At 71.1% G+C, this 24768-nt stretch carries 25 protein-coding genes and 2 pseudogenes; 13 read left to right on the top strand and 14 right to left on the bottom strand.

The window, feature by feature from the left end:
* Window positions 1-42: 42 nt before the first annotated feature.
* The 5 genes from ACJ6WD_RS30270 to ACJ6WD_RS30250 all read right to left on the bottom strand — a co-directional run bounded on the left by ACJ6WD_RS30270 (window position 43) and on the right by ACJ6WD_RS30250 (window position 4655).
* Complete coding sequence (locus tag ACJ6WD_RS30270; RefSeq protein ID WP_376440600.1) at window positions 43-1227, bottom strand: SfnB family sulfur acquisition oxidoreductase; 1185 nt, start codon at window positions 1225-1227, stop codon at window positions 43-45.
* Between the two features lie 3 nt (window positions 1228-1230).
* Window positions 1231-1785, bottom strand: coding sequence for an NADPH-dependent FMN reductase (gene ssuE, locus ACJ6WD_RS30265; RefSeq protein WP_016577174.1), 555 nt, complete (start codon window positions 1783-1785; stop codon window positions 1231-1233).
* A 57-nt stretch (window positions 1786-1842) separates the two neighbouring features.
* Entirely contained in the window at window positions 1843-3060 is a 1218-nt protein-coding gene (locus tag ACJ6WD_RS30260) for an acyl-CoA dehydrogenase family protein (RefSeq protein ID WP_331248071.1), read from the bottom strand.
* Between the two features lie 128 nt (window positions 3061-3188).
* A complete protein-coding gene (gene sfnG / locus ACJ6WD_RS30255) occupies window positions 3189-4307 on the bottom strand; it encodes a dimethylsulfone monooxygenase SfnG (RefSeq protein ID WP_407616941.1) in 1119 nt (372 codons plus the stop codon).
* Window positions 4308-4571: 264 nt separating this feature from the next.
* On the bottom strand, window positions 4572-4655 hold the full coding sequence (locus ACJ6WD_RS30250) for a putative leader peptide (protein WP_374206831.1): 84 nt from the start codon (window positions 4653-4655) through the stop codon (window positions 4572-4574).
* Window positions 4656-4724: 69 nt separating this feature from the next.
* Here ACJ6WD_RS30250 and ACJ6WD_RS30245 point away from each other — a divergent pair.
* From ACJ6WD_RS30245 to ACJ6WD_RS30230, 4 genes and pseudogenes are all read left to right on the top strand, one after another.
* Window positions 4725-4913: pseudogene (locus ACJ6WD_RS30245) on the top strand (LysR family transcriptional regulator); the annotation flags it as partial.
* Entirely contained in the window at window positions 4910-5221 is a 312-nt protein-coding gene (locus ACJ6WD_RS30240) for an SDR family NAD(P)-dependent oxidoreductase (protein WP_407616965.1), read from the top strand. The pseudogene ACJ6WD_RS30245 and the gene ACJ6WD_RS30240, both read left to right, overlap by 4 nt.
* A gap of 553 nt (window positions 5222-5774) precedes the next feature.
* Entirely contained in the window at window positions 5775-6206 is a 432-nt protein-coding gene (locus tag ACJ6WD_RS30235; RefSeq protein WP_407616940.1) for an ASCH domain-containing protein, read from the top strand.
* Window positions 6207-6504: 298 nt separating this feature from the next.
* The gene (locus ACJ6WD_RS30230) at window positions 6505-7227 is read left to right on the top strand and encodes a dienelactone hydrolase family protein (protein WP_407616939.1); all 723 of its coding nucleotides are present in this window, start codon (window positions 6505-6507) and stop codon (window positions 7225-7227) included.
* A 270-nt stretch (window positions 7228-7497) separates the two neighbouring features.
* Here ACJ6WD_RS30230 and ACJ6WD_RS30225 read toward each other — a convergent pair whose 3' ends face one another.
* Both ACJ6WD_RS30225 and ACJ6WD_RS30220 read right to left on the bottom strand, forming a co-directional pair.
* Complete coding sequence (locus ACJ6WD_RS30225; RefSeq protein ID WP_407616938.1) at window positions 7498-8085, bottom strand: YbhB/YbcL family Raf kinase inhibitor-like protein; 588 nt, start codon at window positions 8083-8085, stop codon at window positions 7498-7500.
* Between the two features lie 32 nt (window positions 8086-8117).
* Window positions 8118-8471: a MarR family transcriptional regulator gene (locus ACJ6WD_RS30220; RefSeq protein WP_374206830.1), complete on the bottom strand. Its 354-nt coding sequence runs from the start codon at window positions 8469-8471 to the stop codon at window positions 8118-8120.
* Window positions 8472-8764: 293 nt separating this feature from the next.
* On the opposite strand from ACJ6WD_RS30220, the gene ACJ6WD_RS30215 reads away from it, so the two are divergent.
* Window positions 8765-10012 (top strand): lanthionine synthetase LanC family protein, encoded by a 1248-nt coding sequence (locus ACJ6WD_RS30215; RefSeq protein ID WP_407616937.1) that lies wholly within the window; start codon window positions 8765-8767, stop codon window positions 10010-10012.
* Between the two features lie 253 nt (window positions 10013-10265).
* Here ACJ6WD_RS30215 and ACJ6WD_RS30210 read toward each other — a convergent pair whose 3' ends face one another.
* Window positions 10266-11105, bottom strand: coding sequence for an SDR family oxidoreductase (locus tag ACJ6WD_RS30210; RefSeq protein ID WP_233659180.1), 840 nt, complete (start codon window positions 11103-11105; stop codon window positions 10266-10268).
* A gap of 92 nt (window positions 11106-11197) precedes the next feature.
* Between ACJ6WD_RS30210 and ACJ6WD_RS30205 the strand changes: the two genes are divergently transcribed.
* Complete coding sequence (locus ACJ6WD_RS30205; protein ID WP_233659179.1) at window positions 11198-11569, top strand: helix-turn-helix domain-containing protein; 372 nt, start codon at window positions 11198-11200, stop codon at window positions 11567-11569.
* Window positions 11570-11698: 129 nt separating this feature from the next.
* Here the strand turns inward: ACJ6WD_RS30205 and ACJ6WD_RS30200 are convergent, their stop codons facing one another.
* Together ACJ6WD_RS30200 and ACJ6WD_RS30195 are read right to left on the bottom strand one after the other, a co-directional pair.
* Window positions 11699-12262, bottom strand: a complete 564-nt coding sequence (locus tag ACJ6WD_RS30200; protein ID WP_407616936.1) for a GNAT family N-acetyltransferase — start codon at window positions 12260-12262, stop codon at window positions 11699-11701.
* A gap of 245 nt (window positions 12263-12507) precedes the next feature.
* Window positions 12508-12930 (bottom strand): hypothetical protein, encoded by a 423-nt coding sequence (locus ACJ6WD_RS30195; protein ID WP_233659176.1) that lies wholly within the window; start codon window positions 12928-12930, stop codon window positions 12508-12510.
* A 615-nt stretch (window positions 12931-13545) separates the two neighbouring features.
* On the opposite strand from ACJ6WD_RS30195, the gene ACJ6WD_RS30190 reads away from it, so the two are divergent.
* Both ACJ6WD_RS30190 and ACJ6WD_RS30185 read left to right on the top strand, forming a co-directional pair.
* On the top strand, window positions 13546-14313 hold the full coding sequence (locus ACJ6WD_RS30190) for an SDR family oxidoreductase (RefSeq protein ID WP_376440626.1): 768 nt from the start codon (window positions 13546-13548) through the stop codon (window positions 14311-14313).
* 28 nt (window positions 14314-14341) lie between these two features.
* Window positions 14342-17260 carry a BTAD domain-containing putative transcriptional regulator gene (locus ACJ6WD_RS30185; protein WP_407616935.1) on the top strand — a complete coding sequence of 973 codons (2919 nt, stop codon included), beginning with the start codon at window positions 14342-14344 and terminating at the stop codon, window positions 17258-17260.
* A gap of 138 nt (window positions 17261-17398) precedes the next feature.
* On the opposite strand, the gene ACJ6WD_RS30180 is transcribed toward ACJ6WD_RS30185, so the two are convergent.
* Window positions 17399-18349, bottom strand: a complete 951-nt coding sequence (locus ACJ6WD_RS30180; RefSeq protein ID WP_407616934.1) for a phosphotransferase enzyme family protein — start codon at window positions 18347-18349, stop codon at window positions 17399-17401.
* A 162-nt stretch (window positions 18350-18511) separates the two neighbouring features.
* Here ACJ6WD_RS30180 and ACJ6WD_RS30175 point away from each other — a divergent pair, with 162 nt between their 5' ends.
* A complete protein-coding gene (locus ACJ6WD_RS30175) occupies window positions 18512-18946 on the top strand; it encodes a VOC family protein (protein WP_407616933.1) in 435 nt (144 codons plus the stop codon).
* 80 nt (window positions 18947-19026) lie between these two features.
* On the opposite strand, the pseudogene ACJ6WD_RS30170 reads toward ACJ6WD_RS30175, so the two are convergent.
* A pseudogene (locus ACJ6WD_RS30170) lies at window positions 19027-19323 on the bottom strand (transposase family protein); the annotation flags it as partial.
* A 703-nt stretch (window positions 19324-20026) separates the two neighbouring features.
* Here ACJ6WD_RS30170 and ACJ6WD_RS30165 point away from each other — a divergent pair.
* A complete protein-coding gene (locus ACJ6WD_RS30165) occupies window positions 20027-20683 on the top strand; it encodes a L,D-transpeptidase (RefSeq protein ID WP_233659252.1) in 657 nt (218 codons plus the stop codon).
* Window positions 20684-21019: 336 nt separating this feature from the next.
* On the opposite strand, the gene ACJ6WD_RS30160 is transcribed toward ACJ6WD_RS30165, so the two are convergent.
* On the bottom strand, window positions 21020-21616 hold the full coding sequence (locus ACJ6WD_RS30160) for a TetR/AcrR family transcriptional regulator (RefSeq protein WP_233659167.1): 597 nt from the start codon (window positions 21614-21616) through the stop codon (window positions 21020-21022).
* Between the two features lie 175 nt (window positions 21617-21791).
* On the opposite strand from ACJ6WD_RS30160, the gene ACJ6WD_RS30155 reads away from it, so the two are divergent.
* Together ACJ6WD_RS30155 and ACJ6WD_RS30150 are read left to right on the top strand one after the other, a co-directional pair.
* A complete protein-coding gene (locus tag ACJ6WD_RS30155) occupies window positions 21792-22751 on the top strand; it encodes an alpha/beta hydrolase family protein (protein ID WP_407616932.1) in 960 nt (319 codons plus the stop codon).
* Window positions 22752-22937: 186 nt separating this feature from the next.
* Window positions 22938-23576, top strand: a complete 639-nt coding sequence (locus ACJ6WD_RS30150) for a glyoxalase (protein WP_407616931.1) — start codon at window positions 22938-22940, stop codon at window positions 23574-23576.
* A 10-nt stretch (window positions 23577-23586) separates the two neighbouring features.
* Here ACJ6WD_RS30150 and ACJ6WD_RS30145 read toward each other — a convergent pair whose 3' ends face one another.
* Window positions 23587-24009, bottom strand: coding sequence for a zinc-binding dehydrogenase (locus ACJ6WD_RS30145; RefSeq protein ID WP_407616930.1), 423 nt, complete (start codon window positions 24007-24009; stop codon window positions 23587-23589).
* A gap of 124 nt (window positions 24010-24133) precedes the next feature.
* Here ACJ6WD_RS30145 and ACJ6WD_RS30140 point away from each other — a divergent pair, with 124 nt between their 5' ends.
* Window positions 24134-24604, top strand: a complete 471-nt coding sequence (locus tag ACJ6WD_RS30140; protein ID WP_233659163.1) for a MarR family winged helix-turn-helix transcriptional regulator — start codon at window positions 24134-24136, stop codon at window positions 24602-24604.
* Window positions 24605-24768 lie beyond the last annotated feature (164 nt).

Below are 24768 nucleotides of genomic sequence, written 5' to 3'. Positions count from 1 at the left end.
GGTGCGGGGCGTGTCGTTGCAGGCACGCGTCGGGCGGAGGGGTCACAGCAGGCCGTGGCGGGGCGGCCGGGTGCCGCTGAGGACGTGACGTCCGATGTGCTGGATCTTCCAGCGCACCGGGTCGTGCAGGGTGTGGGTTCGGGCGTCGCGCCAGTGGCGGTGCAGGTTGAGGGAGGCGAGCGCGGAGCGGGTGCCGGAGACCTCGAAGAGGGCGTTCGCGACCTCCACCGCGGACTGCGCGGCCTGGACCTTGGCGGCGGCCACGGCGATCGACGCCGCTGCCGCCGTGTCGTCGGTCAGGTCGGCGCGGGCGGTGTCCACGGTCCGCGCGGCCTCCCGCAGCAGCGCCTGTGCCGCCTTCGCCTGCACGGCGAGTTCGCCGAAGCGCTGGATCAGCAGCGGGTCCTCGGCGGCCGTCTCCAGGCCGCTCTCGAACCAGGGGCGGCTCTTCGTGCGGACGAAGCCGGCCGCCTCGGCGAGTGCCCCCTCGGCGATGCCGGTGTCGATCGCGGCGTGCAGCAACTGGGCGACGGCGCCGTGCAGTTGCGGTCCCTCGAAGGTGAGGTGGTGGGGCAGAATCCGGTCGGTCGGCACGACCACGTCCACCAGTCGGACGGTGCCGCTGGCGGTCGTCCGCTGGCCCAGACCGTCCCAGTCGTCCACGACCGTGACGCCCGGCGCGCCGCTCGGCACGTAGGCCACGTGCAGCCGGTCGTCCTCGGCGCGGGCCAGGACGGGTATCCAGTCGGCGAAGAGAGCGCCGGTGCAGTAGTTCTTGACGCCGTTCAGGAGGAAGGAGCCGTCCGGTCGCGGGGTCAGGCGGGTACGGAGGTCCTGGACGTGCCGGGTGCCCGCCTCCGACTGGGCGTTGCCCAGCCGCCGTCCGGCGAGCAGTTCGGCGGAGAAGAACGCCTGCTGCTCGGCGGTGCCCTGACGGCGGATGACGTTGACGTAGGCGAAGTGGCTCTGCGGGATCTGCGCGATGCTGGCGTCGGCGGTGGCCAGCAGCCGGAAGACCTCGGCGAGGGTGGCGGTGGAGACGTCGGCGCCGCCGTGCTCGGCGGGGACGGTGACGGCGAGCAGACCGGACCGGGAGAGCTGGTCGAGTTCGGCGCGCGGCAGCCGGCGCGCGGCGTCGCGCTCGGCGGCACCGGCCCGGAACTCTTCGGCCAGTGCCGCGGCGACCTTGAGGGCTTCGGCGTCGTCCGCGATGACGTGTGCGGTCATCGCTCAGCCCACCGAAGCCAGCAGGGGCGTGCGGTGCAGGGCCGCGGAGAACTGGTCGACGACCCGATTCAGCGCCGCCGCGCCGGCGGGGGCAACGGTCACGGAGCCGTCCCCGTCCACGGTGATGTCCGTGTCGAGGGTGAACCAGCCCTGCACGATGTGCGCGGCGCCCATGGAGCTGAGCACCGGCCGCAGCGCGTAGTCGACGGCGAGGACGTGCGCCGTGGACCCGCCGGTCGCCAGCGGCAGCACGGTCTTGTCGGCCAGCGCGTACTGCGGGAGCAGGTCCAGGAGCGCCTTCAGCACGCCGGAGTAGGAAGCCTTGTAGACGGGGGTGCCGACCACGACCCCGTCCGCCGCCGCGAACAGCCGGGTGGCCTCGACGATCGCGGGATGGCCGAAGTCCGTGCCGAGCAGGGCCTCACCGGGGATCGTACGGACGTCGAGCGGGATCACCTCGTGGCCCTGGGCGGTCAGCCGTAGGTCGAGATGGCGCAGCAGGCGGTTGGTGCGGGAGGTGGCGGAGGGGCTGCCGGAGACGGACAGGACGGTGGCCATGGGCTCTCGATTCGGGGGGGCGGGGCGCCGCCATCCGGTGACGGCGCCCCGCGGCGGTCAGGAGTACCAGGTGGGTTCGGGCAGCGTGCCTTCGAGGACCCAGCGGCCGACCTCGTGCCGCTTGTAGGCGACGGGGTCGTGCAGGGTGTGCGTGCGGACGTTGCGCCAGAACCGGTCCAGGCCCTCGGCGGTGGTCGTGGCGCGGGCGCCGGTGACCTCGAATATCCGGCTGGAGATCTCCAGGGCGACGTCGGTGGCACGGGCCTTGACCGCGGCCACCCGGACCTCGAATGCGCCGCGTGCCTGCTCGGTGACCGCGTCGGGGTCGTCGTGCAGGCGCTGTCCCTCGACGGCAACGGCGTCGGCGAGGGCCTCCACGGCCCACAGTTTCGCGGTGAGGTCGCCGTAGGTGTCGATGACGTGCGGCTCGTCGACGGCGCGGTCGTGGCCGCCGTGCAGCCAGGACCGGGACTTCTCGCGGGTGTAGGTGGCCGCGGTCTGCAGGGCGCCGCCCGCGATGCCGAGGTAGAAGCTGACGAAGACCAGTTGGATGGTGGGGACGTTGAGGGTGTTGTAGACGCGGGGGCTGAACTCGCGGTTGACGTAGCCGGCCGCCGACGACCAGGGGGCGCGGACCCCGTCGAGGGTGACGCCGCCGCTCTCGGTGAGCCGCTGGCCGATGTTGTCCCAGTCGTCGTGGAAGGTCAGGCCCGCGCTGTCGGAGGGCACGATCGCGAAGACGTGCCGGTCGGTGCCTTCGAAGACGCCTTCCAGGACGGTGACGTCGGACACCTTGCTGCCCGTGGAGAACGACTTGCGGCCGGTGAACACCAGCTCGTCGCCGTCCTCGGTCACGACGACGTCCGTGTCGCGCGGGTTGACGGCTCCACCGAAGAACCAGCGGTTGCGGGCGGCCTCGGCCTCGACGTGCTCCCACTGCTCACGCGTGCCGACCAGCCGTGCCGCCCAGTTCCACAGGTAGTGGTAGCCCAGGAGCTGGCCGATGGAGCCGTCGGCCTTGGCGACCTCGCGGACCACCCGGTAGGCGGTGACCCAGTTCTCTCCCGCCCCTCCGTGTTCGACCGGGCCCAGCAGGGTGACCAGGCCGGAGTCCTTCAGCAACTGGACTTCGGCGTACGGGGTGGCACCGGCCCGGTCGCGGGCGGCGGCGTCGGTGGCGAGGACCGAGGCGACCTCTGCGCCGCGGGCGATCCATTCCTCGGCGGTCCGCGGGTCCGGACGGGTCTGCCAGTCGGGGAGGGCGGAGGTACTCATGTGGGTGACCCCTTTCGTGGTGCTCTCATGGACGTGACCGATCGACGTGACTGATCGACGTGACGCGTTGGTATGGCTCGTTGGTACGGCCCGTGGGTGGGCGGGACTGCGGTACCGGCAAGGGGTGGTCAGGTGGGGACGGCCGCGGACGCCGGTTCGTCGTCGCCGAGCTGCGCCTCCAGCTCGCGCACCAGCGGCAGGACCCGCTTCCCGAAGTAGGCGACCTCCTCGTGGTAGTGGAGGAAGCCGAGTAGCAGCAGGTCGACGCCGAGCTTGCGGTAGGCGACGATCCGCTCGGCGATCTGCTCGGGGGTGCCGATCAGGCCGGTGCGGAAACCGTCGTTGTACTGGACGAGGTCCTCGAAGGTGGAGTTCTCCCACATGCCCTTGCCGTCCGCGGTGGACCGCCCGGCCTGCTTGACCGCGGCCCCGAAGCCCTCCACGGCCTCCCGGTCGGCTTTGGCGACGATCTCGCGCAGCGTGTCGCGGGCCTCGGCCTCGGTGTCCCGGGCGATGAGGAAGCCGTTGAGGCCGAACCTCGGTGCGCTGCGCCCGGCTTGGCGGGCGGCGGCACGGACGTCGGCGAGCTGCTCGACGACACCGTCGAAGTCCCTGCCGTTGGAGAAGTACCAGTCGGAGACCCGTCCGGCCATGGCGCGTGCCGCGGTGGAGTTGCCGCCCTGGAAGATCTCGGGGTGGGGACGCTCGGGGGTGTTGAGCGGCTTGGGTTTGAGGGAGAAGTCGCGCAGCCGGTAGAAGTCGCCGGCCAGCTCGATGTGGTCCTCCGTCCAGATCTGGCGCAGGGCGCGGATGAACTCCTCGGCGCGCCGGTAGCGCTCGTCGTGCTCCAGCCACGGCTCGCCGAGCGCCGTGAACTCCCCCTTGAACCAGCCGCTCACGACGTTCACGGCGAAGCGGCCCTGAGAGAGGTGGTCGGCGGTGGCGCCGAGCTTGGCGAGGACGCCGGGGTGCCACAGACCGGGGTGCACGGCGGCGATGACCTTCAGCCGCTCGGTGGCGAGCAGCAGCGCCAGGCTGAAGCTGGTCGACTCGTGCTGGTACTCGGCACCGTAGCTGGCCATGTACCGGACCTGGCTGAGGGCGTACTCGAAGCCGTTGTTCTCGGCGAGCACGGCGAGTTCGCGGTTGTATGCGTATCCCCAGTCGGTGCGCTGTTCAATGGTGCTGGTGACCAGACCGCCGCTGACATTGGGGACCCAGTAGGCGAATTTGACGGGCGCGGGCATGCGGAACTCCTGTTGCGGAACATGAGAATGCACGGGTGCTGTGCGTGGGGTGCGGGGCAGGTTTATGGCACGGGTTCGGCGCACTTACCGCTGTTACTCACGGGCGGGACGGCAACGGCGAGGAGCAGGAACCCGGGCAGCCTGTGCCGACGCGCCGCACCGTGCGCCGGGCCGGTCGTTCAGAGGTGCGCGGGCCCGTCCACTCAGAGGGGTGTGAGCCGGTCAGACGGTGCGGACGCGGGAAAGAAGGCGGCGGATCGCAGATCAGGCCGCGGCGCGACAGGAGGCGCTGGAGACGCGTGCGAGGTCGACGTGGCGTCGCCGCGTGAGTTCCGGTCCCGTCTTCATGTCGTCGATGGTGGCAGTCCGCCGCGCGGGCCGTCAAGGGAAACCCAACTCATTCCAGCGCGCTGACCACCGGACTTCAGCGTCGTCGGCGACCCCTTGCAGCGGCTCGGCGCCCTCACGTACCGACCGCTCGCCGGTGACGTCCCCCGGGTCCTGCTCATGCTCCAGCGCCGCAAGGCGGACTCCGTGCCGCAGGCCGCGCAGGACCTGCACGAGGTGTTCGTCCGCCGGGCCCGGGAACTGAACGGCGCCGCCTGACGCTGGACGTCACCGACGCCGAGCAGATCGCGAAGGCGGTCGCCCGGGCACGGGCAGTCTTCGGACGGATCGACGTACTGGTCAACAACGCCGGCTACGGGTATCTCGCGGCCGTCGAAGAGGGCGAGGACGGCGAGGTTCGCGCCTTGTTCGACGCCAACGTCTTCGGTCTGGTCAACACCACCAAGGCAGTCCTGCCCGGCATGCGAGCCCGTCGCTCCGGCCACATCGTGAACATCTCCTCCCTCGGCGGCCTCGTCGGTTTCGGCGCCACCGGCTACTACCACGCCACCAGATTCGCCGTGTAGGGCCTCTCCGAGTCCCTCGCCGCCGAGGTCGCCCCGCTGGGCATCAACGTGACGATCGTCGAACCCGCCGCATTCCGCACCAACCGGTCCGGACCCTCCATGCGCCAGTCCGCCACAACCATCGACGACTACGCCCCCACCGCGGGAACCCGACGCGCCAGCACCCTGGCCACCTACGGCCACCAGCCCGGCGATCCGGCACGCGCCGCCCAAGCCGTCATCGACGCCGTCACGGCCGAAAGCCCCCGCTACGCCTGCTACTGGGCAAAGCCGCGTACGACATCGCCACCGCCAAGCTCGACTCCCTCAAAACCGCCTTCGACGACGGGCGGGAGGTGACGCTCAACGCCGACTTCCCCACAGAGCACCCCGCGAGCTGACCACGCACCCCTCCCCCACCTCAAGGGCTGGTGGCGCTGCGCTCGTGCCGCGCGCACAGTCGAGCCCCACCGAACCGCACACACCCTCGTCACGCCCGGTCCCCCACAGTCGGCGCGCAGCCGGTGGAGCGGTGGCCCTTGAGCAACGCCAACTGGCTGCGTACCCTCGCTCGATGGGGAATGACGACCTTCCGACCCTTGAACTGGCCTTCCCGGGTCCGGAACGTGACCGTGGTGTGGCGGCGATCGTGAGCGGTCAGAAGACCGCGCTCACGGGCCTTCTGGAAATCTACGAGCACGCCGGAGAGGCGGTACCGGCACCCGGTCAGCGATTTTCGGTGCTTGACTCCCAGGGCCTCGCGGCCGCCACGATCGAGCTCGTCGACGTGCGCGTCGTTCCCATGAAGGAGATCGACGACGACTTCGCGCGGGCCGAGGGCCGCGGCTACTCCGACGTAGCCCAGTGGCGGGCGGCCCACGAGGAGTTCTTCCGGAGCGATGACGTGAGCGCGTACCTGGGACACACCCCAGTCATTGATGACGACACTCTGGTCGTCGCGGAACGCTTCCGAACGGTCGAGCCCGAGCACTCAGGTGATCGGTGACCCGCCGGCGAGCCGAGTGACCACCGAGCCGGGAGCCCTTGGAGGGCGCTGCTGGGGGCCGAGGCCCAAAGGTGCTCCGCGTGGTGTTCCGACTCCGTCGCATCCGGCCACGGAGCCCGCGCGCGAAACCGTTTGGCGGAGCACGGCTACCGCTGCTACGTTTCCGGAGGCCGTGCGAGAGAACAAGGAGGTGGTACCCGTGAACGCAGTATCGACATGGGTGCTCCCCTCCGGGGTCACGGTCGGGCGGTAGGTCGTCCGGGAGCGCCGTTCAAGAGCCCTCCCGAAAGGCACGACCATGCACTTCACTTCCGAACGACGCCTCGACGACGGCGTCGTCGCGCGCGAATTCACCCTCGGCGAGATCCCCGGCACCCTGTGGACGCCTGAGTCCGCCGCATCGGTGCCGCTGATCCTGATGGCCCACAACAACGGCCTGTCCAAGGGGGAACCCCGGCTGGTGGCCCGGGCCAGGCACACCGCGGCGAACGGCTACGCGGTGGCCACCATCGACGCCGCCGGGTGCGGTGACCGGCCCCGTTCCACCGCCGACCAGCAGGCTCGCGCCGACCTCCGGCGGGCGATGCAGGCCGGCGAGCCGGTCGACGAGATCTTCGAGTCCTTCATCGGCCCGCTGGTCGAAAAGGCGGCCCCGGAATGGCGGACCACCCTGGACGCCCTCCTTGCCCTGCCCGAGATCGACGGCCCGGTCGGGTTCTCGGGGTGGACCGCACTCGGCATCCGGCTGGCGGTGACCGAGCCGCGCATCGCGGCCGCCGGATTCTTCGCCGGCGGCTACGTGCCCCGCGCCCAGCGCGAGGAGGCCCGGCAGGTCACCGTTCCGCTGCTGTTCCTGCTGCAGTGGGACGACGAAGGGAACCCACGGCAGCGGGCCCTGGACCTGTTCGACGCCTTCGGCACCAAGGAGAAGACGCTGCACGCCAACATGGGCGGGCACGTCGGCACCCCGTGGTTCGAGCTGGAGGACGGGGGCCGGTTCTACGACCGGCACCTGAGGTAGGACCGGGCCGCCAGGCCGACGGCAGACGGTAGGTGCTGACGGCCGGGATGCCGCTCGTCGAGGGCGGCTTCCGGCCCTCCTCGGCTCTGTCTCCACCGCGGGCTCCTGCCACTTCGGCGGGGGCCCGCGGTGCCCGACACCAGAACTGTTCGTTCCCGCCGGGGCTTCGAGCGCTTGCCAAGCTCGTGTACCGGGCTGTCGGCCCTGCCGCCCCGCGCGGGCGCCGGCGCGTAGCCGCGCGCGCAGTTCGGCCGGAGCCACAGGCGCTGTTCAGCGTTGACTGATTCCGGTGATGCGGCCGCGGGCGAGGACTGGTGCGTCGAGGGAAGCCAGGAGGCGGCGGGGGCGGGTCTTGGTGAGGGCGTCGCGGTCCGGGCGGTCCAGCAGGCTGGTGCCCAGCGCGTAGAGCTCGAAGACGTAGCGGTGGGGTCCGTGGCCCTTGAGCGGCTCGGGTCCGTAGTAGCCGCGGCTGATGAACGAGCGCAGGAGCGTCACGCCCGGCGCGGGGGTCTTCTTGCCGAGGGCGCCTGGCGGCAGTTCGTGTGGGCTCGGCAGCCGCGTCTCGTCGATGAGGGCGAGGCAGTGAACGGCGGGGTTCGCCCCGAGGGGGACGTCGATGTCCTCGACCACGAGCAGGAGCTCGGATGTCTCGGTGGGCGGTGCGCTCCAGGTCAGGTGGGGGGAGATGTTCTGGCCTCCGACGCGGGTGCCGCTGTGCTTCAGGGGCAGGGTGCCGTCGTCGGAGAAGTCCCGGCTGGTGATCGTGAGGGACTGCGGGCCGAACAGGTTGGCCTGGTTCCAGGCGTGGTTGCGTTCGTCGGGGCGGCGGTTGCGCAAGAGGGTGCCGAGTACGGCCATGGGACCTTCTCTTTCCTTGGTGTGGGGGCCGGTCAGGGTCGCTCGGCGGCCGGCGCGGAGTCCGCTGCTGAGTTCAGCGTGGTGAAGATGCGGGCGAGCGCGGCGAGGTCGTCGGCATCGAGCTCGGTGAAGGCGCGGGGCGGCTCGGTGAGGAGGCGCTCGGCGGCTGCGGCGGTCTGCCGGCCGAGGTCGGTGAGGTGGACGACTTTGCGGCGCTTGTCGTCGGGGTGGCTCTCGCGGCGCACCAGGCCCCGCCGCTCGAGCCGATCGACCGCGACGGTGGCCGCGGAGGGGTCTACCGCGGCGGCTTGGGCGATCTCGCGCATCGTCATCGGGGCTCGCATGAGGTTGATCAACTGCTCTGCGCGCCCCGGGCCGAGGTCCAGCTCCCTGCGCAGCGCGCGGCGTCGGTCCTGGCCGGTGATGAACGCGTGGACGGCGGCCCATGCCTGTGCGGACGAGGCACTGTTCGCGTGCGAGTCGGGGGTCAGGGCGTCCTCCAGTGGCCGGGAGGCCCCTGGAGGGCCTCAAAAAGATTGTTGCATATCAACTATTTCTTAGGCGTGGCGGCCCAGGCGTGGAAGTCTCGTTGTTCGGATCACCACCACCACGTGCCGGCTGACAACTGTCTGGGCGAGATCGGAGTGGCATGCCACAGTGAGCGCCCATGACGGCGGATGTGACGATCTCAGTGGCAGGCGAGGCGGAAGGACTGGCGGCGGATGCGCTGCGCTGGCTCCTCCGAAACGCGCGGGAGAGCGGAGCCGACGGCCTGGCCTGGGCTGCCGCACCGTCCGACCGGGAAACCTCCCCGACGTTCTACGGCGGCACGGCAGGCGTCATTGCCGCTCTCCTGGAAGCCTGGCGCCACTTCGGCGACGACCGGTACGGCGATGCCGCCGTGCGCGCCGCCCGCAGCGTGTCCGCCGGCGTCGACGGCCATGACAACAACTCCCTGTACTTCGGCCGGACCGGCATGGCGCTCGTCCTCCGCGCGGTCCACGACGAACTTGGCGCTCCGCAGGCCGGTGCCGCCGCGCGTCGGGCCCTGGACCAGGTGCGCGCACGTTTCGACGGCACACGCTGGGGCGACTGGTTCGACCTGATGGTCGGCAACGCCGGGATAGCCCTGGGTGCTCTGTCATTGGGTGATGCGGATCTGGCGATACGCGCGATGGAGCCCTACCTGCGCGCTGCCGAGCAGACCCCGGCAGGCGTTCGCTGGGAGTCGGAACGAGGCCGGACCTCGCGTCTGCACCACATCGCGCACGGCACGCTCGGCATCGTCGCCGGACTGGCGCGCGTTGGGCGGGCCACCGGTCGGACGGATCTGGTCGACCTGGCGCGGGCGGGGGCCGCGGACGTCGTGGCACGCAACGAAGCCGGCCCGACCGGCTTCCTCGTGCCTCACTCCGACCCGCAAGACCATCCGGACCTCACCGCGCGCTACAGCTACGGCTGGTGCCACGGCCCGACCGGCGACGCGCACGTGTTCCGGCTGCTTCGCACCGTCCTCGACGAACCCACGTGGCAAACCCACGTCGACAACTGCTGGCGCACCGTGACCCGGTCCGGACTGCCGCGCCGGCTGCGGCCCGGCTTCTGGGACAACAACGGACGGTGCTGCGGCACGGCCGGCGTGCTGGCGCTGGCCTGCGACCGCATCGCCGAACAGGAGGACCGCCCCGGCTTCGCACGGCTCCTCGTCACCGATCTCCTCGCCCGCGCGACCCGCGACCAGGACGGGGCCCGATGGTCCAACGTGGAGCACCGAACCACACCAAGCGCCCTCGAACCCCGCGCCGGCTGGGCATCGGGCAACGCCGGGATCGTTCGCGAGCTGCTGCGCTGTGTGCGGGTCTGGCGCGGGGCCGATCCGACGTACGCAGTCACCTGGCCGGACCAGCCCCCGCCGGCACGGCGGTAACGCCAGACATCCTTCCTGGCCCGAGGCTCGGTGCGGTCGACGGTGCGCTGAGCTGGGGGGGCTGGACCTGCGGTGGTCTGTTCTGTAGGGCCTGGTGTGAGGCCCTGAGCGGCCCAGTCGCCTGGCGCGCCGACAACGGCGGTACCGCCGATGGCTGTGGCACTGCCGATGGCTGTGGCACTACGGAGCTGGGCAGCCTCGTACGATTGCGGTCGCACGAGGCTGCCCAGGCGTTCCAGTTGAGCGCTGTGACTCAGCGGAAAGCGGCGATGTTGCGGGCGACCCAGTCGTTGAAGGGGCGCGGGGCGCGGCCGAGGACGCGTTCCACGTCCGGGCTGATGCGGAGTTCGGCCGGGTTCGGGGCGGAGATGATGTCCAGGGTGTCGTCGGCGAGTTCCGCCGGCACGAACTGGGTCATCGTGGCCTTGGCCTCGTCGCGGGTGAGTTCGTGGAACCGCACGGGCGAGCCGAGCACGGCGGCGATCACCTCGGCCTGCTGACGCGGCGTGATGACCTCCGGTCCGGTCAGCTCGTACACCCCGCCGGTGTGCCGGTCGTCCAGCAGGCAGGCCGCCGCGACTTCGGCGATGTCCGCCGGGTCGATGACCGGCACCCCTACGTCGCCGAAGGGTGCGGCGACCGTCGCTTGCGTGCGGACGGACTCCGCCCAGGCGAAGGCGTTGGATGCGAAGCCGCCCGGTCGTACGACGGCCCAGTCCAGGCCGGACCCGCGCAACGCGTCCTCCACCGCGCGCATCGCGACGCGCGACGCGCCGAGCGGCCGGGTCGCGACGCCCTGCGAGGACAGCAGGACGACCCGGCGGACCCCACTGGCCGCGGCCAGGTCGATGATGTCGGTCGGCCTTGCTTCGGGGGCGTGCAGGTCGCCGGACAGCAGGAGGAACAGCGCCTTCGCCCCGTCCAACGCGGGGGCGAGGCTTGTCGGTTCGGCCAAGTCGGCCGCCACGTGTCGGACTCCGTCAGGCATCGCCACCGCGTGCCGCGACACCGCCGTCACCTGCTCCCCCGCCTCGGCCAGGGCCTGCGTCAGGGGTCGGCCCACATTCCCGGTAGCCCCGGTCACCACGATCATGTCCAGCTCCTAGTTGGTTGTGCACTGCGGGAATTGACGCTAGGAGCCCGGCTTACTTTTCGTAAGAACATACCTAGAGGTAAGCTCCAGACATGAGGGAAGGTGCGCAGCTAAAGCAGGTTGAGGCAGGCAAGCGGTATGAGGTGTTTCACACTGACTGCCCCGCGCGCGACATGGTCGACCACGTCACCAGCAGGTGGGGCATCTGGGTGCTGATCTCCTTGCGGAGCAACGACCTTCGGTTCTACGAGCTGCGCGACAGCATCCAGGGCGTCAGCGAGAAGATGCTCGCGCAGACCCTGCGCGCACTGGTCCAGGACGGCCTGGTCTGGCGGGAGGTGGAGCCGACGACGCCGCCCCAGGTCACCTACGGGCTGTCCGGGTTCGGTCGGGAAGTCAGCGAGCCGCTGAAGGACTTGTTCGACCGGATCACCCAGCGGATGCCGCCGCGCAGCCGGGCATAGTGCGGTGGCGGTCGGCCTCGCAGGCGAATTCAGCGTCACCTGGTGACCTGATGACCGTTGATGCGGTGACAGTCACTGGCCGGGTCGTTGGCTGACTCATGCCGGCCCACCGCGGCGTTCGCGCACTGGCTACTGCTGCTCCCACTGCTCCTTGGTGATCTCGTACCGTACGCCTCCGTGCTCGGCGCCCTCGATCATCTCCATGCCGGAGGGAATGGGGATGGCATTCGCGAGCGTCATGTCGAGCTTCTCCATGATGTTGCGCGAACCGTGGTTCACCGTCATCGTCTCGGCCCAAACCATGCCCACACCGAGCTCCGTGAACGCCTTGCTCAGCAAGGCCCGCGAGCCCTCGGTGGCGTATCCCCTGCCCCAAGCCGCCTGCCTCAGCCGGTAGCCGAGTTCGACCTCGTCCAGCGGGCCGTTCGACTCGGGGCGCAGGATGAACCAGCCGATGAACGCGCCGCCGTCCTTCTCGTGCGCGGCGAACAGTCCGAGGTCGCCGCCCCACTTCTCGTAGCCGGCGAGGATGTTCGGCAGGTGGCGCTCGCGGACGAGCTCCGGCGCGGTCGGACGGCCGCCGGTCAGGTAGCGCATCACCGCCGGGTCGCTGTCCAGCTCGATCAGCAGGTCCGCGTCATCGGCGGTGAAGCGGCGCAGGGCCAGGCGCTCGGTCTCAAGGTAGGTGTCCATGCCTCGATCATGCCCGAAGCGAGTCGGGTGCCACTCCTGCGCGCCCCACGGCCCCTGGACGGCTCGGAGCGAACGCCTCTTGCGGGACGGAGGATTCCGTCAACCAGGCGCAGATGAGAGGGACTTCGAACCCGAGCCGACCGAACAGGGCCCGGACAGAGCCACGGTGGCCGATACGACGGACCCGCGGTGAACCGCGCGGCCGTGGACGGTGGTCGTGCCCCGCCCACGGCCGCGCTACTGGCTCAGCGGACCTGCACCGTCACCACCTCAGAGGCGTGCAGGCGCACCGGGTGCTGGTCGTGCGTGCTGGTCAGGCCGTACAGCACGGCACGGAATTGCAGGTCGCCGCGGCGCGCGGCAGTGCCACGTGCGGTGACCTTCGCGTCGCCCTTGACGGCGGCGCTGCAGTTTTCCTGGTGCCATCCCTCGCCGAAGCCGTTCTCTTCCAGGCACAGCTGATGCAGGTAGCCGGCACTGTCGTCGCCGCCGTTCGCGCTGACCGTGATGGTCTTGCCGACCTTCGCCGTGTGCGGCGCCGTGATGTCCACATTGCCCTTGGCGAACGCCGGACCGGCGGCCAGCGTCACCGCGGCCAGACCCAGTGCACCGACCATGGCCGCCCGGCCACCGCGCGCCCTCATCCCGGTCTTCTTCGTCCTGGTCATGGACTTCCCCTCCCATGGATCTCCCCGAGACCCATCCGTTCGTCAAAGCGCCTCGTGCGCTTCGCTGATCATCCAGACGGGCCGTTCACCTCGCTCGTTGCGCCCCACCCCCGCCCGTTACAAATCCACGACAAAGCGCGCCGCCGATGCCTGATCAGACCGGCAGCCGCCACCTCCCGTTGGAGTCCAGTCCCGGCGCGTACGCGTCGTCGCAGCGGAGGCGGGGCGGCGGCGGGGCGGCGGCGATCTGGACGGCACGAGTGCGGCGCGGCGGGGTGGGTGCTCCCGGCGCTCCTCCTCACGTGGGTGAAGGCCGGCGAGGCCGGTGTCGTGCAGGATGCGGTCGACCGTCTCGTCGAGGGTGCTGTCGGTGCCGATGACGGTCTCGATGCCGTCGGGGAGCAGGTCCAACCACCCCTGCCCACGCTCGCCGCCGCACGCCCCTGCTCGCCGTTGGACGGCGTCCAGGTGCACGGCGGCGTTCGGTGCGATCGTCAGGTCGACTGGCGTCGACGTAACCCGGTGAGCCGGCGGTGAGCTTCCGGTGAGGGCTGGCGGCGATTGTGGGGGCATCGCCGGATCCACCGCGGACCGGCCACCGAACAGGGAGCGACGATGAACGTTCTGACTGGCAAGACGGCGCTGGTGACCGGCGGCTCGCGGGGAATCGGCCGGGCGGTCGCGTTGCGGCTGGCGGCAGAGGGCGCGCTGGTCGCCGTCCACTACGGCGGCAACGACCGGGCGGCCGAGGAAGTCGTGGGGCGGATCGAGGAGGCGGGCGGCCGGGCGTTCGCGATCCGGGCCCGGTTCGGCGAGGACGGCGCGGTGGACCGGCTGTTCGAGGAGCTGACCGTGGGACTGGCGGGAGCCGGGCTGGACGTCCTGGTCAACAATGCGGGCATCAGCTCGGGCAACCCGATCTCGCGGGTCACCGAGGAGGAGTTCGGCAGGTTGATGGGGATCAACGTCGCCGCCCCGTTCTTCGTGATCCAACGCGCGATGGCGCTGCTCAACGACGGCGGACGCATCGTCAACATGGGCTCCACGGCCAGCCGGTTCGCGGTCTCCACCCAGATCGCCTACACGATCAGCAAGGCGGCACTGGAGTCGATGGCGCCGTCGCTGGCCAACGAGCTCGGCCGGCGCGGCATCACGGTGAACACGGTCGCGCCGGGCGCCGTGCGGACCGACATGATCGCCGGCTACACCTCCGTCCCCGAGGTGGTGGCCGGGCTGGAGTCGATCACCGCGCTGGGGCGGTTGGGCGAGCCCGAGGACGTCGCGGACGTCGTCGCGTTCCTGGCCGGCCCGCAGGGCCGCTGGGTGACCGGCCAGACCGTCGACGTCTCGGGCGGAACCTTCCTGGGCCCCCTCGCCCCATGAGCCTGCGCGCGCATGAATAATCGCGCGCATGCAGTTCGGAATCCTCGGCGAGACCCGAGTGCGGCACGGCGACGGTGGCGAGGTCCCGTTGGGTGGGCCGGCCCGGCGGGCGCTGCTGGCCCTGCTGCTGGTGCGCCCCGGAGAGGTCGTCCCGACGCATCGGTTGGCTGACGAGATGGACCCCACCGGGGCGCTCTCGGCGCATGCGCTGCAGTCCCAGGTGTCCAGGCTCCGTTCCGCGCTGGGCGCCAGGGCGGCGATCGAACGGGCCGGCGCCGGGTATCGGATCGTGGTCGATCCGGACGACGTGGACGCCTCCCGGTTCGAGCGCCTGGCCGGAGCGGGACGGGCGGCACTGACCGACGGCGACGCCGGACGGGCGCTCGTACTGCTGGGCGAGGCGCTGGAGTTGTGGCGTGGACCGGCGCTGGCCGACCTGCCCGAGAGCGAGACGGCCCGGGCCGCCGCCGCGCGGTGGGAAGAGTGCCGGCTCGGGGCGTTGGAAGACCGCATCGAAGCGGGGCTGCGGCTCGACGGGCACCGGCCGCTCGTGCCTGAGCTGCGCGAGTTGGTCGGCCGCCATCCACTCCGGGAGCGACTGGCGGGGCTGCTGATGCGGGCGCTGTTCGCCGAGGGCGGGCAGGCCGAGGCGCTGGTGGTGTTCGAGGAGACCCGGCGACGCCTGGCCGACGAGCTGGGCGCCGATCCTTCGCCCCAACTAACGGCGCTGCACGGGGAGTTGCTGCGCACCGATCCGACGCCGTCGCCCGCCGCTCCGCCCGCCCAGCTGACGGGCTTCGTGGGGCGCGCGAACGAGGTGACCGAGGTGGCCGAACTGCTGAAGGCGGCCCGGCTGGTCACCCTCCTCGGGCCCGGCGGCGTCGGCAAGACCCGACTGTCGGTCGAGGTCGCGGGGGCCGGGGGCATCGAGGGCCAGCTGTGCTTTGTGGAGCTGGCCCCGCTGCGGGACGGCGCCGGCCTGCCGCACGCCGTGCTGGGCGCGCTCGGCCTGCGTGGCAACGGGCTCCAGATGGGCGGTGACGCGAAGACGCCGGTCGATCGTCTGGTCGCGGCGCTGTCCGACCGAGCGCTGCTGCTCGTCCTGGACAACTGCGAGCACCTCGTCGACGAGGTCGCCGGGCTGGCGGCACGGCTGCTGACGACCTGCCCGCGGCTGCGCGTGCTGGCGACGAGCCGGGAGCCGCTCGGCATCACCGGCGAGCACCTCTACCCCGTGCGGCCGCTCGACGGGGACGCGGCCGTACAACTGTTCACCGAGCGGGCCGGTGCCGTGCGGCGCGGCTTCACCGCCGACCCCGAGGTCGTGCGGCGGATCTGCGCGGCGCTCGACGACCTGCCGCTGGCCATCGAGTTGGCGGCGGCGCGGTCGCGCACCCTGGACATCGACGACCTGGCGGGCCGGCTGGACGACCTGCTAGCCGTCGGCGCCCGCGGCAGCCGCACGGCGGACGCGCGGCACCGCACGCTGCGCTCGGTGGTCGCCTGGAGCTGGGACCTGCTCTCCGAGCCCGAGCAGCGGGCCGCGCGCAGGTTCACGGTCTTCGCCGGGGGCGCGACGGCCCGCTCCGCGCTTCGGGTGTGCGGCACCGACGGTGAGACGCTGGAGGCGCTGGCCGACAAGTCGCTGCTGGAGGTCGCGGGCGGCCGCTACCGGATGTTGGAGACGATCCGCGCCTACGGTGCCGAACGGCTCGACGAGGCCGGCGAAGGCACCGCCGTGCGGCGTGCCCACGCCCAGCGCCTGCTGGATCTCGTACGGACGGCGGACCCGCATCTGCGGCGGGCCGAGCAGTTGGAGTGGCGGCCCGTGGTCGCCGCCGAGCACGGTGACCTCCTGGCGGCGCTGCGCTGGGCAGTTGAGGAGCCGGCAGTGGAGACGGCCTCCGAACTGCTCGCCGCGGCGTTCACCTACCTGTGGGTCCGGGGCGCGTCCGCGTCGGTCGCTCCCCTGGCGATCGCACTGCTCGCATCGGTGGGCGAGACGGCCCCCGAAGGGCTCGGCGAGGAGTACGCGACGTGCGTGCTGCTCGCCGGCGCGGCTTCGGCGACGGGCGAAGCCGGGAGGCAGGTGTGGCTGCGGCACCGGGCGGCGGCCGGCGAGGCGCTGGCGGCCGCGTGGCCCGGCGACCGGCCGGGCCGCTACCCGGTCGTCCTGCTGCTGTGGATGCTGCGGAACGCGGGCGGACCGGACCCGCGGGGTGCGTTCGCGCTCGTGTCGTCCCAGCGCGACTGTCCCGAGCCGTGGGCCCGGGCCGCCGCCCACTACGTGTCGGGGTTCGGGCACCTCGGCCAGCGGGAGGCCGCGACGGCCGAGGACGCCTTCGAACAGGCCCTGGAGGGTTTCCGTTCGCTCGGGGACCGTTGGGGAATCGCGCTGGCCCTGGACGCGCTGGCCGGCGTCGCCGGTGCGCGCGGCGACCGGACACGGGAGGCCGCACTGACCGACGAGGCCCTGGAGCTCACCGAACAGCTCGGCGCCCTGGAGGACAGTGCCGACCTGCTGGTCAACCGGGGCGACCACCTCGCCCGCGACGACGCGGCCGGAGCCCGTACCGCCTACGCGAAGGCTGCCGCGCTCGCCCGCCGCGCCGGCGGCTCCACCTACCTGGCGGCTGCGCTGCGCGGGCTGGGCGACGTCGCCCTGGAGGAGGGCGACCTGGCAGAGGCGGAACGGCTCTACAGCGAGGCGCTGGAACGGATCGATCCGCACTGGATCAAGAGTCTTGGGCCCCGGGTGCGCACGCTCATCGGCCTCGGCCGCGTCGCCGCGGCCCGGAGCCACCACGCGGAAGCGCGCGAGCACTACCGGCAGGCCGCCGAGGTCGCCGCCGCGGTCGGAGCGCGCGTCCCGGAGGTGCTGCACATGCTGGGCTTGTCCGGGAAGGCCGTGGAGTCCGTCCTCGGAGCCGCGGCCGCGGACCGGTGAACGCGCGGTGCGCGCTCCCGTAGAAGAAGGACCTGGTTGGCGGCTATGGACCTGGTTGGCGGCTACGGACGGCAAGCCGACAGGCAGTGGTCTTCACCCCGCTTGGTCATCACCCCAAGTGGTCATCGCCCCGAGTGGTCATCGTCCCGAGTGGTCATCGCCCCGTGCGGCGAACCACTGACGTGCGGCTTCCAACCCGGCCTCGTTCACCTGCGGGCCGTCGATCCCCGTGAGGTCCCCGCGAGCGATCCGGCCGGCGAAGTAAGCGGCTTGGCCGGCCCAGCGGTAGTCCAGCAGGGGGTGGAGCGCTCGCTCGACCTCTTCGTGGGTCAGTGCACCACCCGCCACATAGGCGTCGATCAGTGGCCGCATGGAATCCGGCCCGCGGTACATCACGAGCGCCGCCAGGTCGTACACCCGCGGCAACACACCGGCCCCGCTCCAGTCGATCATTCCGCAGACACCACTGACCGGGTCGAGGCGGAAGACGTCTGGAGCGGGGTCGCCGTGCACCGGCCCCCAGGTCAACGACCGCAGGTCGAGCGGGTCGAGCCGGGCCATGACATTGGTGATCACGGGCCTGAGCCAGGGGCGTACATCCAGGTGCTCCGACGGGAGATACAGGCGGGTCGGGCCGGTGCCCTTGCCGTCCTGCGTGCCGAGCGCGTGATGGGCTCGGGCCAACGTGGAGCCCATCACGCCCAGTTCGGTGTGTGACTCGCCGGTCAATCCGCGACCTTCGACCCAGCGCAGCAGCGCCATCACCTGGCCGCCGAACGGCACGATCGACCGACCACGGGTCGTCGCCACGGGAGCCCCCGCAGGTATTCCGTCGCGCTCCAGTCGCTTCGCCAGCCCAAGTCCGAACACGAACGCGTCCTCGGCTTCCGGAGGTACCACCTTCACCACCCACCGCGTGCCCCCTGAGCGGGCCTCCCACGTCAGGGAGTTCATTCCGCCTTCGAGGAGGGTGACTTCAGCCGCGTGAAGCGCCCAGTGGTCCGCAAGCAGCTGGGCAACCGTCTGCGGATCGTGGGGCATCGGCTCTGCTTGGGTGGGGTGATCGGGCGGGGCACAACGGTCAGCCATCGTGGCAATCCTCCGCACGGAAATCGGGCTCCCAGACTAGGCCGCCGCGCTCATCAACTCACGGTATTTAAAAGACTGTTGTGCCCCCGATGCGACGGGTGGCTGGCGGGTCCGCCTGAGGAAATGAGCGACAGGGCCCCTGGTACGCGGTACGGTGCGCCGATGTCAGAGATCAAGAAGTTCCAAGTCACTTTTGACTGCGCAGAACCTGAGCGCCTCGCGCGCTTCTGGTGTGAAGTGTTGGGGTACGTCATACCGTCGCCACCGGAGGGGTTCACCACCTGGGACGATTTCAACCGCACCCTGCCGCCCGAGAAGCAGGGATCATGGTTCGCCTGCAGTGATCCCTCAGGGGTGGGTCCGCGCCTGTACTTCCAACGTGTCCCCGAAGGCAAGATCGTCAAGAATCGGGTGCATCTCGACGTCCGGGTCGGCACCGGGCTCGTGGGGGACGAGCGCCTCGCCACGCTCGAAGCCGAGTGCGCACGACTGGTCGCGCTCGGTGCGACCCACGTGCAAACGCTGTACGCCGATGAGGAAAACGAGTCGTGCATCCCGATGCTGGACATCGAGGGCAACGAGTTCTGTATCGACTGAACATTCTCCGAGCCAAGGAGGCGGGGAGCCACCTCCTTGGACCTCCCTGGGCTCGTATGGGGCGGGAGTTACCCCTTTCAGAACCGCTTGCGGGGCCGGAGCGCGAGCAGAGGTCCGAGGTGATCGACGATGCGGTCGGCCGCGGACTTCGAGACGCCGAAGTGCGGAGCGAGCTCGCGCAGCGTCAGGTTGGTACGCGAGTAGGCGGCGACCAGCGGGAGTCGGTCTTCCAGCGGCAGGCTCCATGGTCGGCCCCGCCGTACTGTGTTCGCTCCTTCGCGCCGAAGCATGGTCACCAACTTGCCGAAACAGCGCGCACTCAGCCCGGTGAACGGCGATATCCAGGACGGTTCCGATGCCGTGGTCACTCCAGCCACGTCGTGATCACCGCATTCCCGGCCCGACTGGGCCGGAACATGCGTCAGACCCCCGGGATGAAGGCCGGGTCGACGCCCAAAGCGGTGATTCCCTCGCGCACGGAGCTGTTGAACTGCTGGATCTCCGCCAGAAGAACCTCCCAGGCCACGGGCGAAGACCAGAAATCTGGCGGGTGGAGGGAGCCAACCCACCAGCCCTCGCCTGAGCACACAATGCGGATCTCCGCTCTCCTCCTCGGATCTCTTTGCGGAATAGCCGGGTACTTCGCACGGGCCGGCCACTACCGGCTGCCTTTCAGGATCCTGGTTCCAGCGGTGGCTCTCGTGGAAACTTCCATGCGGCTGTCAGCAGAGGCGGACGCCCAGGAGGCGCTGGTGGGAGCGACCTGGAGTGTCACACGCATTCTGGCGGTAGCAGCGATCCTGCTTCTCGTTGGCGTCTCGGCGTTGGAGGCCCGGAAGCAACGGTCCGCCGGGCGACCGTGCTCGTGCCCGTGCTCGTCTGAACTCAAGATCCATCTCACCGCCGACGGAAACCACCGTCCGCCGGGCTTCGTACTCTCAGCGGGCAAGCCGGAGACGCAGCGACGGCCCTGCCGGGCTGCCTCTTTCGTCGCTGCCCAGTAACTTCTGAGCAACCGTCCCTCTCCCTTAGGGGGTTGCCGTGGCCGTCGTCCCTGCCGTTGTCGCGCTCTCAGCCGTCCTGTTCGCCCTGCCCCCGCTCGGCAGCGGTCCGCCGCTGCCGGACCGGCTGGCCGAGACCGGCGGGGGCAGTCAGCTGATCATCGCCGTCGCGCCCCGCACCGATGCCACGACAGGGGCGCTGACCTGGTGGGACCGGCGGGGCGGCAGGTGGGTCATGGCCGGCAGCGCGCCCGCCCGGTTCGGGGCGAAGGGTCTCGTGGAGGGCAGCAAGCGCGTTCAGGGCACCGACACCACCCCCACCGGGCTGTACGACCTTCCCTACGCCTTCGGGATCAAGGCCGCGCCAAGCGGGACCTCGGTGTCGTACCGCCGGGTGAACCGGAACTCCTGGTGGTGCCAGGACGAGCACTCGCGCGCCTACAACCGCTGGGCCGAACCGCTGCCCGCCGACTGTCGCGCCGCCGAGGCCGAGCACCTCGCCGACTACGGCACCCAGTACGCGCACGCGCTCGTCATCGGCTTCAACTACGAGAAGCCGGTTCGCGGCCGGGGCGCGGGCATCTTTCTGCACGTCAACGGGCGTGCGGCCACAGCTGGGTGCGTCTCCGCGCCCGCGGACGCAGTGCGCCGGATCCTGGCCTGGGTCGAGCCCCGGCAGCGGCCGCACATCGCGATCGGGACCACCTCCGGGCCCACCGCGATCACTCGCTATTAGGGTGCGTCGCGGAACCCTCCTCGGCCGCGTTCCGCACGCGGTGCGCGCGGCCGCTTCGTGGCCCCGCCCCGTGCCGACGTGGACCGCCATGGACCGCCATGGACCGACGACCAGGCCAGGTACCTCCTCCCCCACCACCTTCACAGGGCCCAACCCCACATCGCCAGGCAGCCGATCAGGACAGCGAACTCCCGCAGTCGCCAAAGCCGTTACGCGCCAACCTACTTGTCCTGGTGATGGCGTGGTCGGCGTTCATGGGAAGCGGCAGCGCCAGCTCAGGGGCGCCGTTGCCGGCCGGCGGCTGCCTCGTTGTCGGGCGGTGGCAATTCAGGGGCATCAGGACGTCTGCGGTCGTCGGAGTCCCTGGAGGAGGAGGGCGACCAGGCGTCGGGGGTCGTACCGGGGGTCGTTGTCGCGTCCGATGCAGAGGTTGCCGATGCCGCGCATCAGCTCGTAGGGCTGCACGCCGGGCTTGATGTCGTCCGACTCGACCGCGGCGTCGAGGAGTTGGGCGCACACGGGCAGCAGGCGGTCCAGGAAGTAGGCGTGCAGTGCGGCGAAGCGGTCGCTGTCGGACTGCAGGGCGTCGGCGAGGCCGTGCTTGGTGACGAGGAAGTCGACGAAGAGGTCGACCCATTGGTGCAGTGCGGCGAGTGGTGTGTCGGCTTCGGCGAGCAAGTTCGGGCCGGCTTCGGCGCATGCCTCGATCTGATGCTGGTACACGGCGGTGACGAGGTCCGCCCTGGTCGGGAAGTGGCGGTAGATCGTGGCCATCCCGACGCCTGCCCGGGCGGCGATCTGGCGGATCGGTGCGTCGACGCCGGCGGTGACGAAGACCGCGGCCGCGGCCGTGAGCACCGTCTCCCGGTTGCGCTGGGCGTCGGCCCGCTTGCTTCGGGACGGCGGTTGCCCGGCAGGGCCCTCGGCGGCCATCGCGTTCTCCTTCAACACCGATTGACAAAGCGGAACAGCGCTCCGGATACTAAATGGAGCAGCGTTCCGTTTCAGCTTAGTCGAAGCGGGACGCCCCTGACCCCGCCTTGCCCGCCCGCCGGCCGGCCGCAGGAGACCGCCGGGCGGCCGGCGCCACCGAAAGGGAACCCACACCATGAGCGCACCCACTACCGCCGACGCCTTCGGCGCGCCCGCGCCGGTCCTGTCCTTCAGCCCCCTGGTCCTGCCCGTGCCCGGACGCCCCGTCGATCTGCAAGTACGCGTCTCCGCACCCGCGACCGGAACCGACCTCCCCGTCATCCTCCTCTCCCACGGCCACGGCCCCTCGAACAACCTCTCCTCGCTCAACGGCTACGCGCCGCTCGCCACCTTCTGGGCGGCACGCGGATTCGTCGTCGTCCAACCCACCCACCTCACCTCCAGCACCCTGACCCACCTGGTCGCCGACGCCCCCGGCGCGCCCGACTTCTGGCGCTCCCGCGCCGAGGACATGACCCACGTCCTCGACCGGCTCGACGTGATCGAGAACGCCGTGCCGCAGCTCGCCGGGCGGATCGACCACGCCAAGATCGCCCTCGCCGGACACTCGCTCGGTGGCTTCACCGCCGCCCTCCTGCTCGGTGCCGGGCTCACCGACCCCGACACCGGCAACGTGGTGCACCTCGTCGAGCCACGGATCAAGGCGGGCGTGCTGCTCGCCGCGCCCGGCAGAGGCGGCGACGTCTTCAACGGGCCCATGGCCGCGCAGTGGCCGATCGTCGGGGCCGTCGACTTCTCCACCATGACCGCACCCGCGCTGGTCGTCGCCGGCGACAAGGACGACTCCCGGCACTTCACGGACATGGGGCCGGCCTGGCACTGCGACCCCTACACCCTCGCTCCCGGCCCCAAAACCCTGCTCACCCTCTTCGACGCGGAACACGGTCTCGGCGGGATCGCCGGATACGACGCCGCCGAGACCACCGACGAGAACCCGGCGCGCGTCGCCGCCCTCGCCCAGCTCACCGCGGCCTACCTCCATTCCCAACTCCACCCCAATTCCCTTACCTGGCAGACCACTTGCGAGGAACTGACGAGCGGCCCCGACGCAGTAGGACACGTCGAAACCAAGTAGCTCCGCAGTCCCGCCCCGCGTCGGACGGGCCGCGGCGCCGTCGTCCGATCTGCCGCGCCGGACGGCTGCCGCGCCGGACGACTGCCGGGCGTGCCGGCTCCGTTCCCAGGCGGCATCCGTGCGGCATCCGGAAGCGGTCAGTTTTCAAGAAGCGCCGGTCACCCGGCCGGCCCTAACGTCGACGGCATGAACTCCATCGACACCGTCACCTTGGAGGTGGCCGACCTCCCGGCCGCCACCCGCTTCTACTCCACCGTCCTCGGGCCCGACTCGCCGCACCTGCGCCTACGGGCAGCCGGGGACCCTACGACCGGCTTCCGCGGATTCGCACTGTCGCTGGTGGTGTCCCAGCCGGGCAACGTCGACGCCCTCGTCGACGAGGCGCTCGCCGCCGGGGCCACCGCGCTCAAGGGCCCCTCGAAGTCACTGTGGGGCTACGGCGGCGTTGTCCAGGCACCGGACGGCACGATCCTGAAGATCGCGACGGCGGCGAAGAAGGACACCGGCCCGGTCACCCGGGACGTCGACGAGTTCGTGCTCCTGTTGGGCGTCGACGACGTGAAGGCCGCCAAGCAGTTCTACGCGGACCGGGGCCTGAGCGTGGGCAAGAGCTTCGGCGGCAAGTACGTCGAGTTCGCCAGCGCCCCCGGTCACGTCAAGCTCGCGCTGTACAAGCGCCGCGGTCTCGCCAAGGACGTGGGCGTCTCCGCCGAGGGCACCGGGTCCCACCGCCTCGTGCTCTCCGGCGCCGCCAGTCCCTGCCGAGACCTGGACGACTTCGTCTGGGAAGCCAGCTCCCATGCGCCACTGACCACGACCACCTGACCGGGGCCAGTCACCTTTCCCAACCGCCGGTACGCCTCCCCGTGCGTGCATCATGCGGGTTGCGAGGCCGCTGGCCGCTGGCCGCGTAGCTCACCAGCACCCCGCCGGGGGCCAGTACCCGGTACCCCTTGCGCAGGGCCGGGCCGCCGACGTGGTCGAAGACGGCCTGGACGCCGCCCGGTTCGCGGTCGTTGAGGACGGCCTCGGAGTCCTCGTGCCGGTGGTCGATGAACTCCACGCCGTTTCGGGCCAGCGCCTGCCGGGCGCCCGGCGCGGAGGCCGTGCCGACCCGGGCGTAGCCGGGCGCGGGCGCGGGTGCGGGTGCGGGTGCGGGTGCGGGTGCGGGTGCGGGCAGCGTCGCCCGAACGGTGCGCAACACGTCGGGTCCGCCGAAGCGCTCGACGAGGATCTTCCGGAAGGCGATCTCGTTCATGACTCCCCACCACTTCCCGTGTCGCATCATCGAGTTACACGACATCTATTGGGAAGGTGAGGCCCTCAATACCGGACCCGGTGGCTCGATGCCGTATCAATCAATGCCGTGTAATCTTTTGGATATGGATGCGATGGACGCGGTGGAAGAGGTGCGTTATCTGGTGCTCGCCGCCCAGCGCGAGGGCAACCGGACGCTGGCGGCGGCCCTGCGACCACTGGGCGTGACGCCCGCCCAAGGCGAGGTGCTGCGACTCCTGGCGGAGCGTCAGCCGCTCACCCTGTCCGGGCTCGGTGCGCTACTGGTCTGCGAGAGCGGCGGCAACCCCAGTCGGCTGGTCGACCGCCTGGTTGCCGCCGGCCTGGTCCGCCGCGAGGAGGGCGCCGAGGACCGGCGGCACGTACAGCTCACGCTCACCCCGGCCGGCCATCGCGCGGCCCGCGGCGTCGCCGAGGCCGAGGCGGAGCTGAACGCACGGATCGCCAAGGCCGCCGCCGGCCACGACCTCGACGCCGTCCGGGGCTTCCTGCGCGCCCTCGTCGCCAACCAGGGCGCGGGCCAGGCCCTGGCCCGTCGATCAGGCCGCGAGGAATAGCCGCGAGGGACAACGGACACGGAAGCCGATTCACGCGGGCCGGGGCCGCCGAGCCGCAACACAGCAGCTTCACGACCGCGCCGGCCTCGGCGTCCGCCACCGAGGTGAACGGCCGCGCGCGACGGGCTGCGGTGCGGGGCCGCGGCGCGCGCGGCAGAGGACCG

The organism is Streptomyces sp. VTCC 41912, assembly GCF_045799175.1.
GTDB lineage: Bacteria > Actinomycetota > Actinomycetes > Streptomycetales > Streptomycetaceae > Streptomyces > Streptomyces albulus_C.
The sequence above is the reverse complement of the archived record's forward strand: the minus strand, read 5'-3'. Positions and strand labels throughout refer to the sequence as shown.

Coding starts and splice junctions, on each gene's coding strand:
- ACJ6WD_RS30230 (WP_407616939.1), top strand. CDS start 6,505: ATGCACTTCACTTCCGAACGACGCCTCGACGACGGCGTCGTCGCGCGC.
- ACJ6WD_RS30235 (WP_407616940.1), top strand. CDS start 5,775: ATGGGGAATGACGACCTTCCGACCCTTGAACTGGCCTTCCCGGGTCCG.
- ACJ6WD_RS30190 (WP_376440626.1), top strand. CDS start 13,546: ATGAACGTTCTGACTGGCAAGACGGCGCTGGTGACCGGCGGCTCGCGG.
- ssuE (WP_016577174.1), bottom strand. CDS start 1,785: ATGGCCACCGTCCTGTCCGTCTCCGGCAGCCCCTCCGCCACCTCCCGC.
- ACJ6WD_RS30155 (WP_407616932.1), top strand. CDS start 21,792: ATGAGCGCACCCACTACCGCCGACGCCTTCGGCGCGCCCGCGCCGGTC.
- ACJ6WD_RS30150 (WP_407616931.1), top strand. CDS start 22,938: ATGAACTCCATCGACACCGTCACCTTGGAGGTGGCCGACCTCCCGGCC.
- ACJ6WD_RS30180 (WP_407616934.1), bottom strand. CDS start 18,349: ATGGCTGACCGTTGTGCCCCGCCCGATCACCCCACCCAAGCAGAGCCG.
- ACJ6WD_RS30270 (WP_376440600.1), bottom strand. CDS start 1,227: ATGACCGCACACGTCATCGCGGACGACGCCGAAGCCCTCAAGGTCGCC.
- ACJ6WD_RS30210 (WP_233659180.1), bottom strand. CDS start 11,105: ATGATCGTGGTGACCGGGGCTACCGGGAATGTGGGCCGACCCCTGACG.
- ACJ6WD_RS30145 (WP_407616930.1), bottom strand. CDS start 24,009: ATGAACGAGATCGCCTTCCGGAAGATCCTCGTCGAGCGCTTCGGCGGA.
- ACJ6WD_RS30140 (WP_233659163.1), top strand. CDS start 24,134: ATGGATGCGATGGACGCGGTGGAAGAGGTGCGTTATCTGGTGCTCGCC.
- ACJ6WD_RS30175 (WP_407616933.1), top strand. CDS start 18,512: ATGTCAGAGATCAAGAAGTTCCAAGTCACTTTTGACTGCGCAGAACCT.
- ACJ6WD_RS30260 (WP_331248071.1), bottom strand. CDS start 3,060: ATGAGTACCTCCGCCCTCCCCGACTGGCAGACCCGTCCGGACCCGCGG.
- ACJ6WD_RS30250 (WP_374206831.1), bottom strand. CDS start 4,655: ATGAAGACGGGACCGGAACTCACGCGGCGACGCCACGTCGACCTCGCA.
- ACJ6WD_RS30195 (WP_233659176.1), bottom strand. CDS start 12,930: ATGACCAGGACGAAGAAGACCGGGATGAGGGCGCGCGGTGGCCGGGCG.
- ACJ6WD_RS30185 (WP_407616935.1), top strand. CDS start 14,342: ATGCAGTTCGGAATCCTCGGCGAGACCCGAGTGCGGCACGGCGACGGT.
- ACJ6WD_RS30160 (WP_233659167.1), bottom strand. CDS start 21,616: ATGGCCGCCGAGGGCCCTGCCGGGCAACCGCCGTCCCGAAGCAAGCGG.
- sfnG (WP_407616941.1), bottom strand. CDS start 4,307: ATGCCCGCGCCCGTCAAATTCGCCTACTGGGTCCCCAATGTCAGCGGC.
- ACJ6WD_RS30200 (WP_407616936.1), bottom strand. CDS start 12,262: ATGGACACCTACCTTGAGACCGAGCGCCTGGCCCTGCGCCGCTTCACC.
- ACJ6WD_RS30225 (WP_407616938.1), bottom strand. CDS start 8,085: ATGGCCGTACTCGGCACCCTCTTGCGCAACCGCCGCCCCGACGAACGC.
- ACJ6WD_RS30205 (WP_233659179.1), top strand. CDS start 11,198: ATGAGGGAAGGTGCGCAGCTAAAGCAGGTTGAGGCAGGCAAGCGGTAT.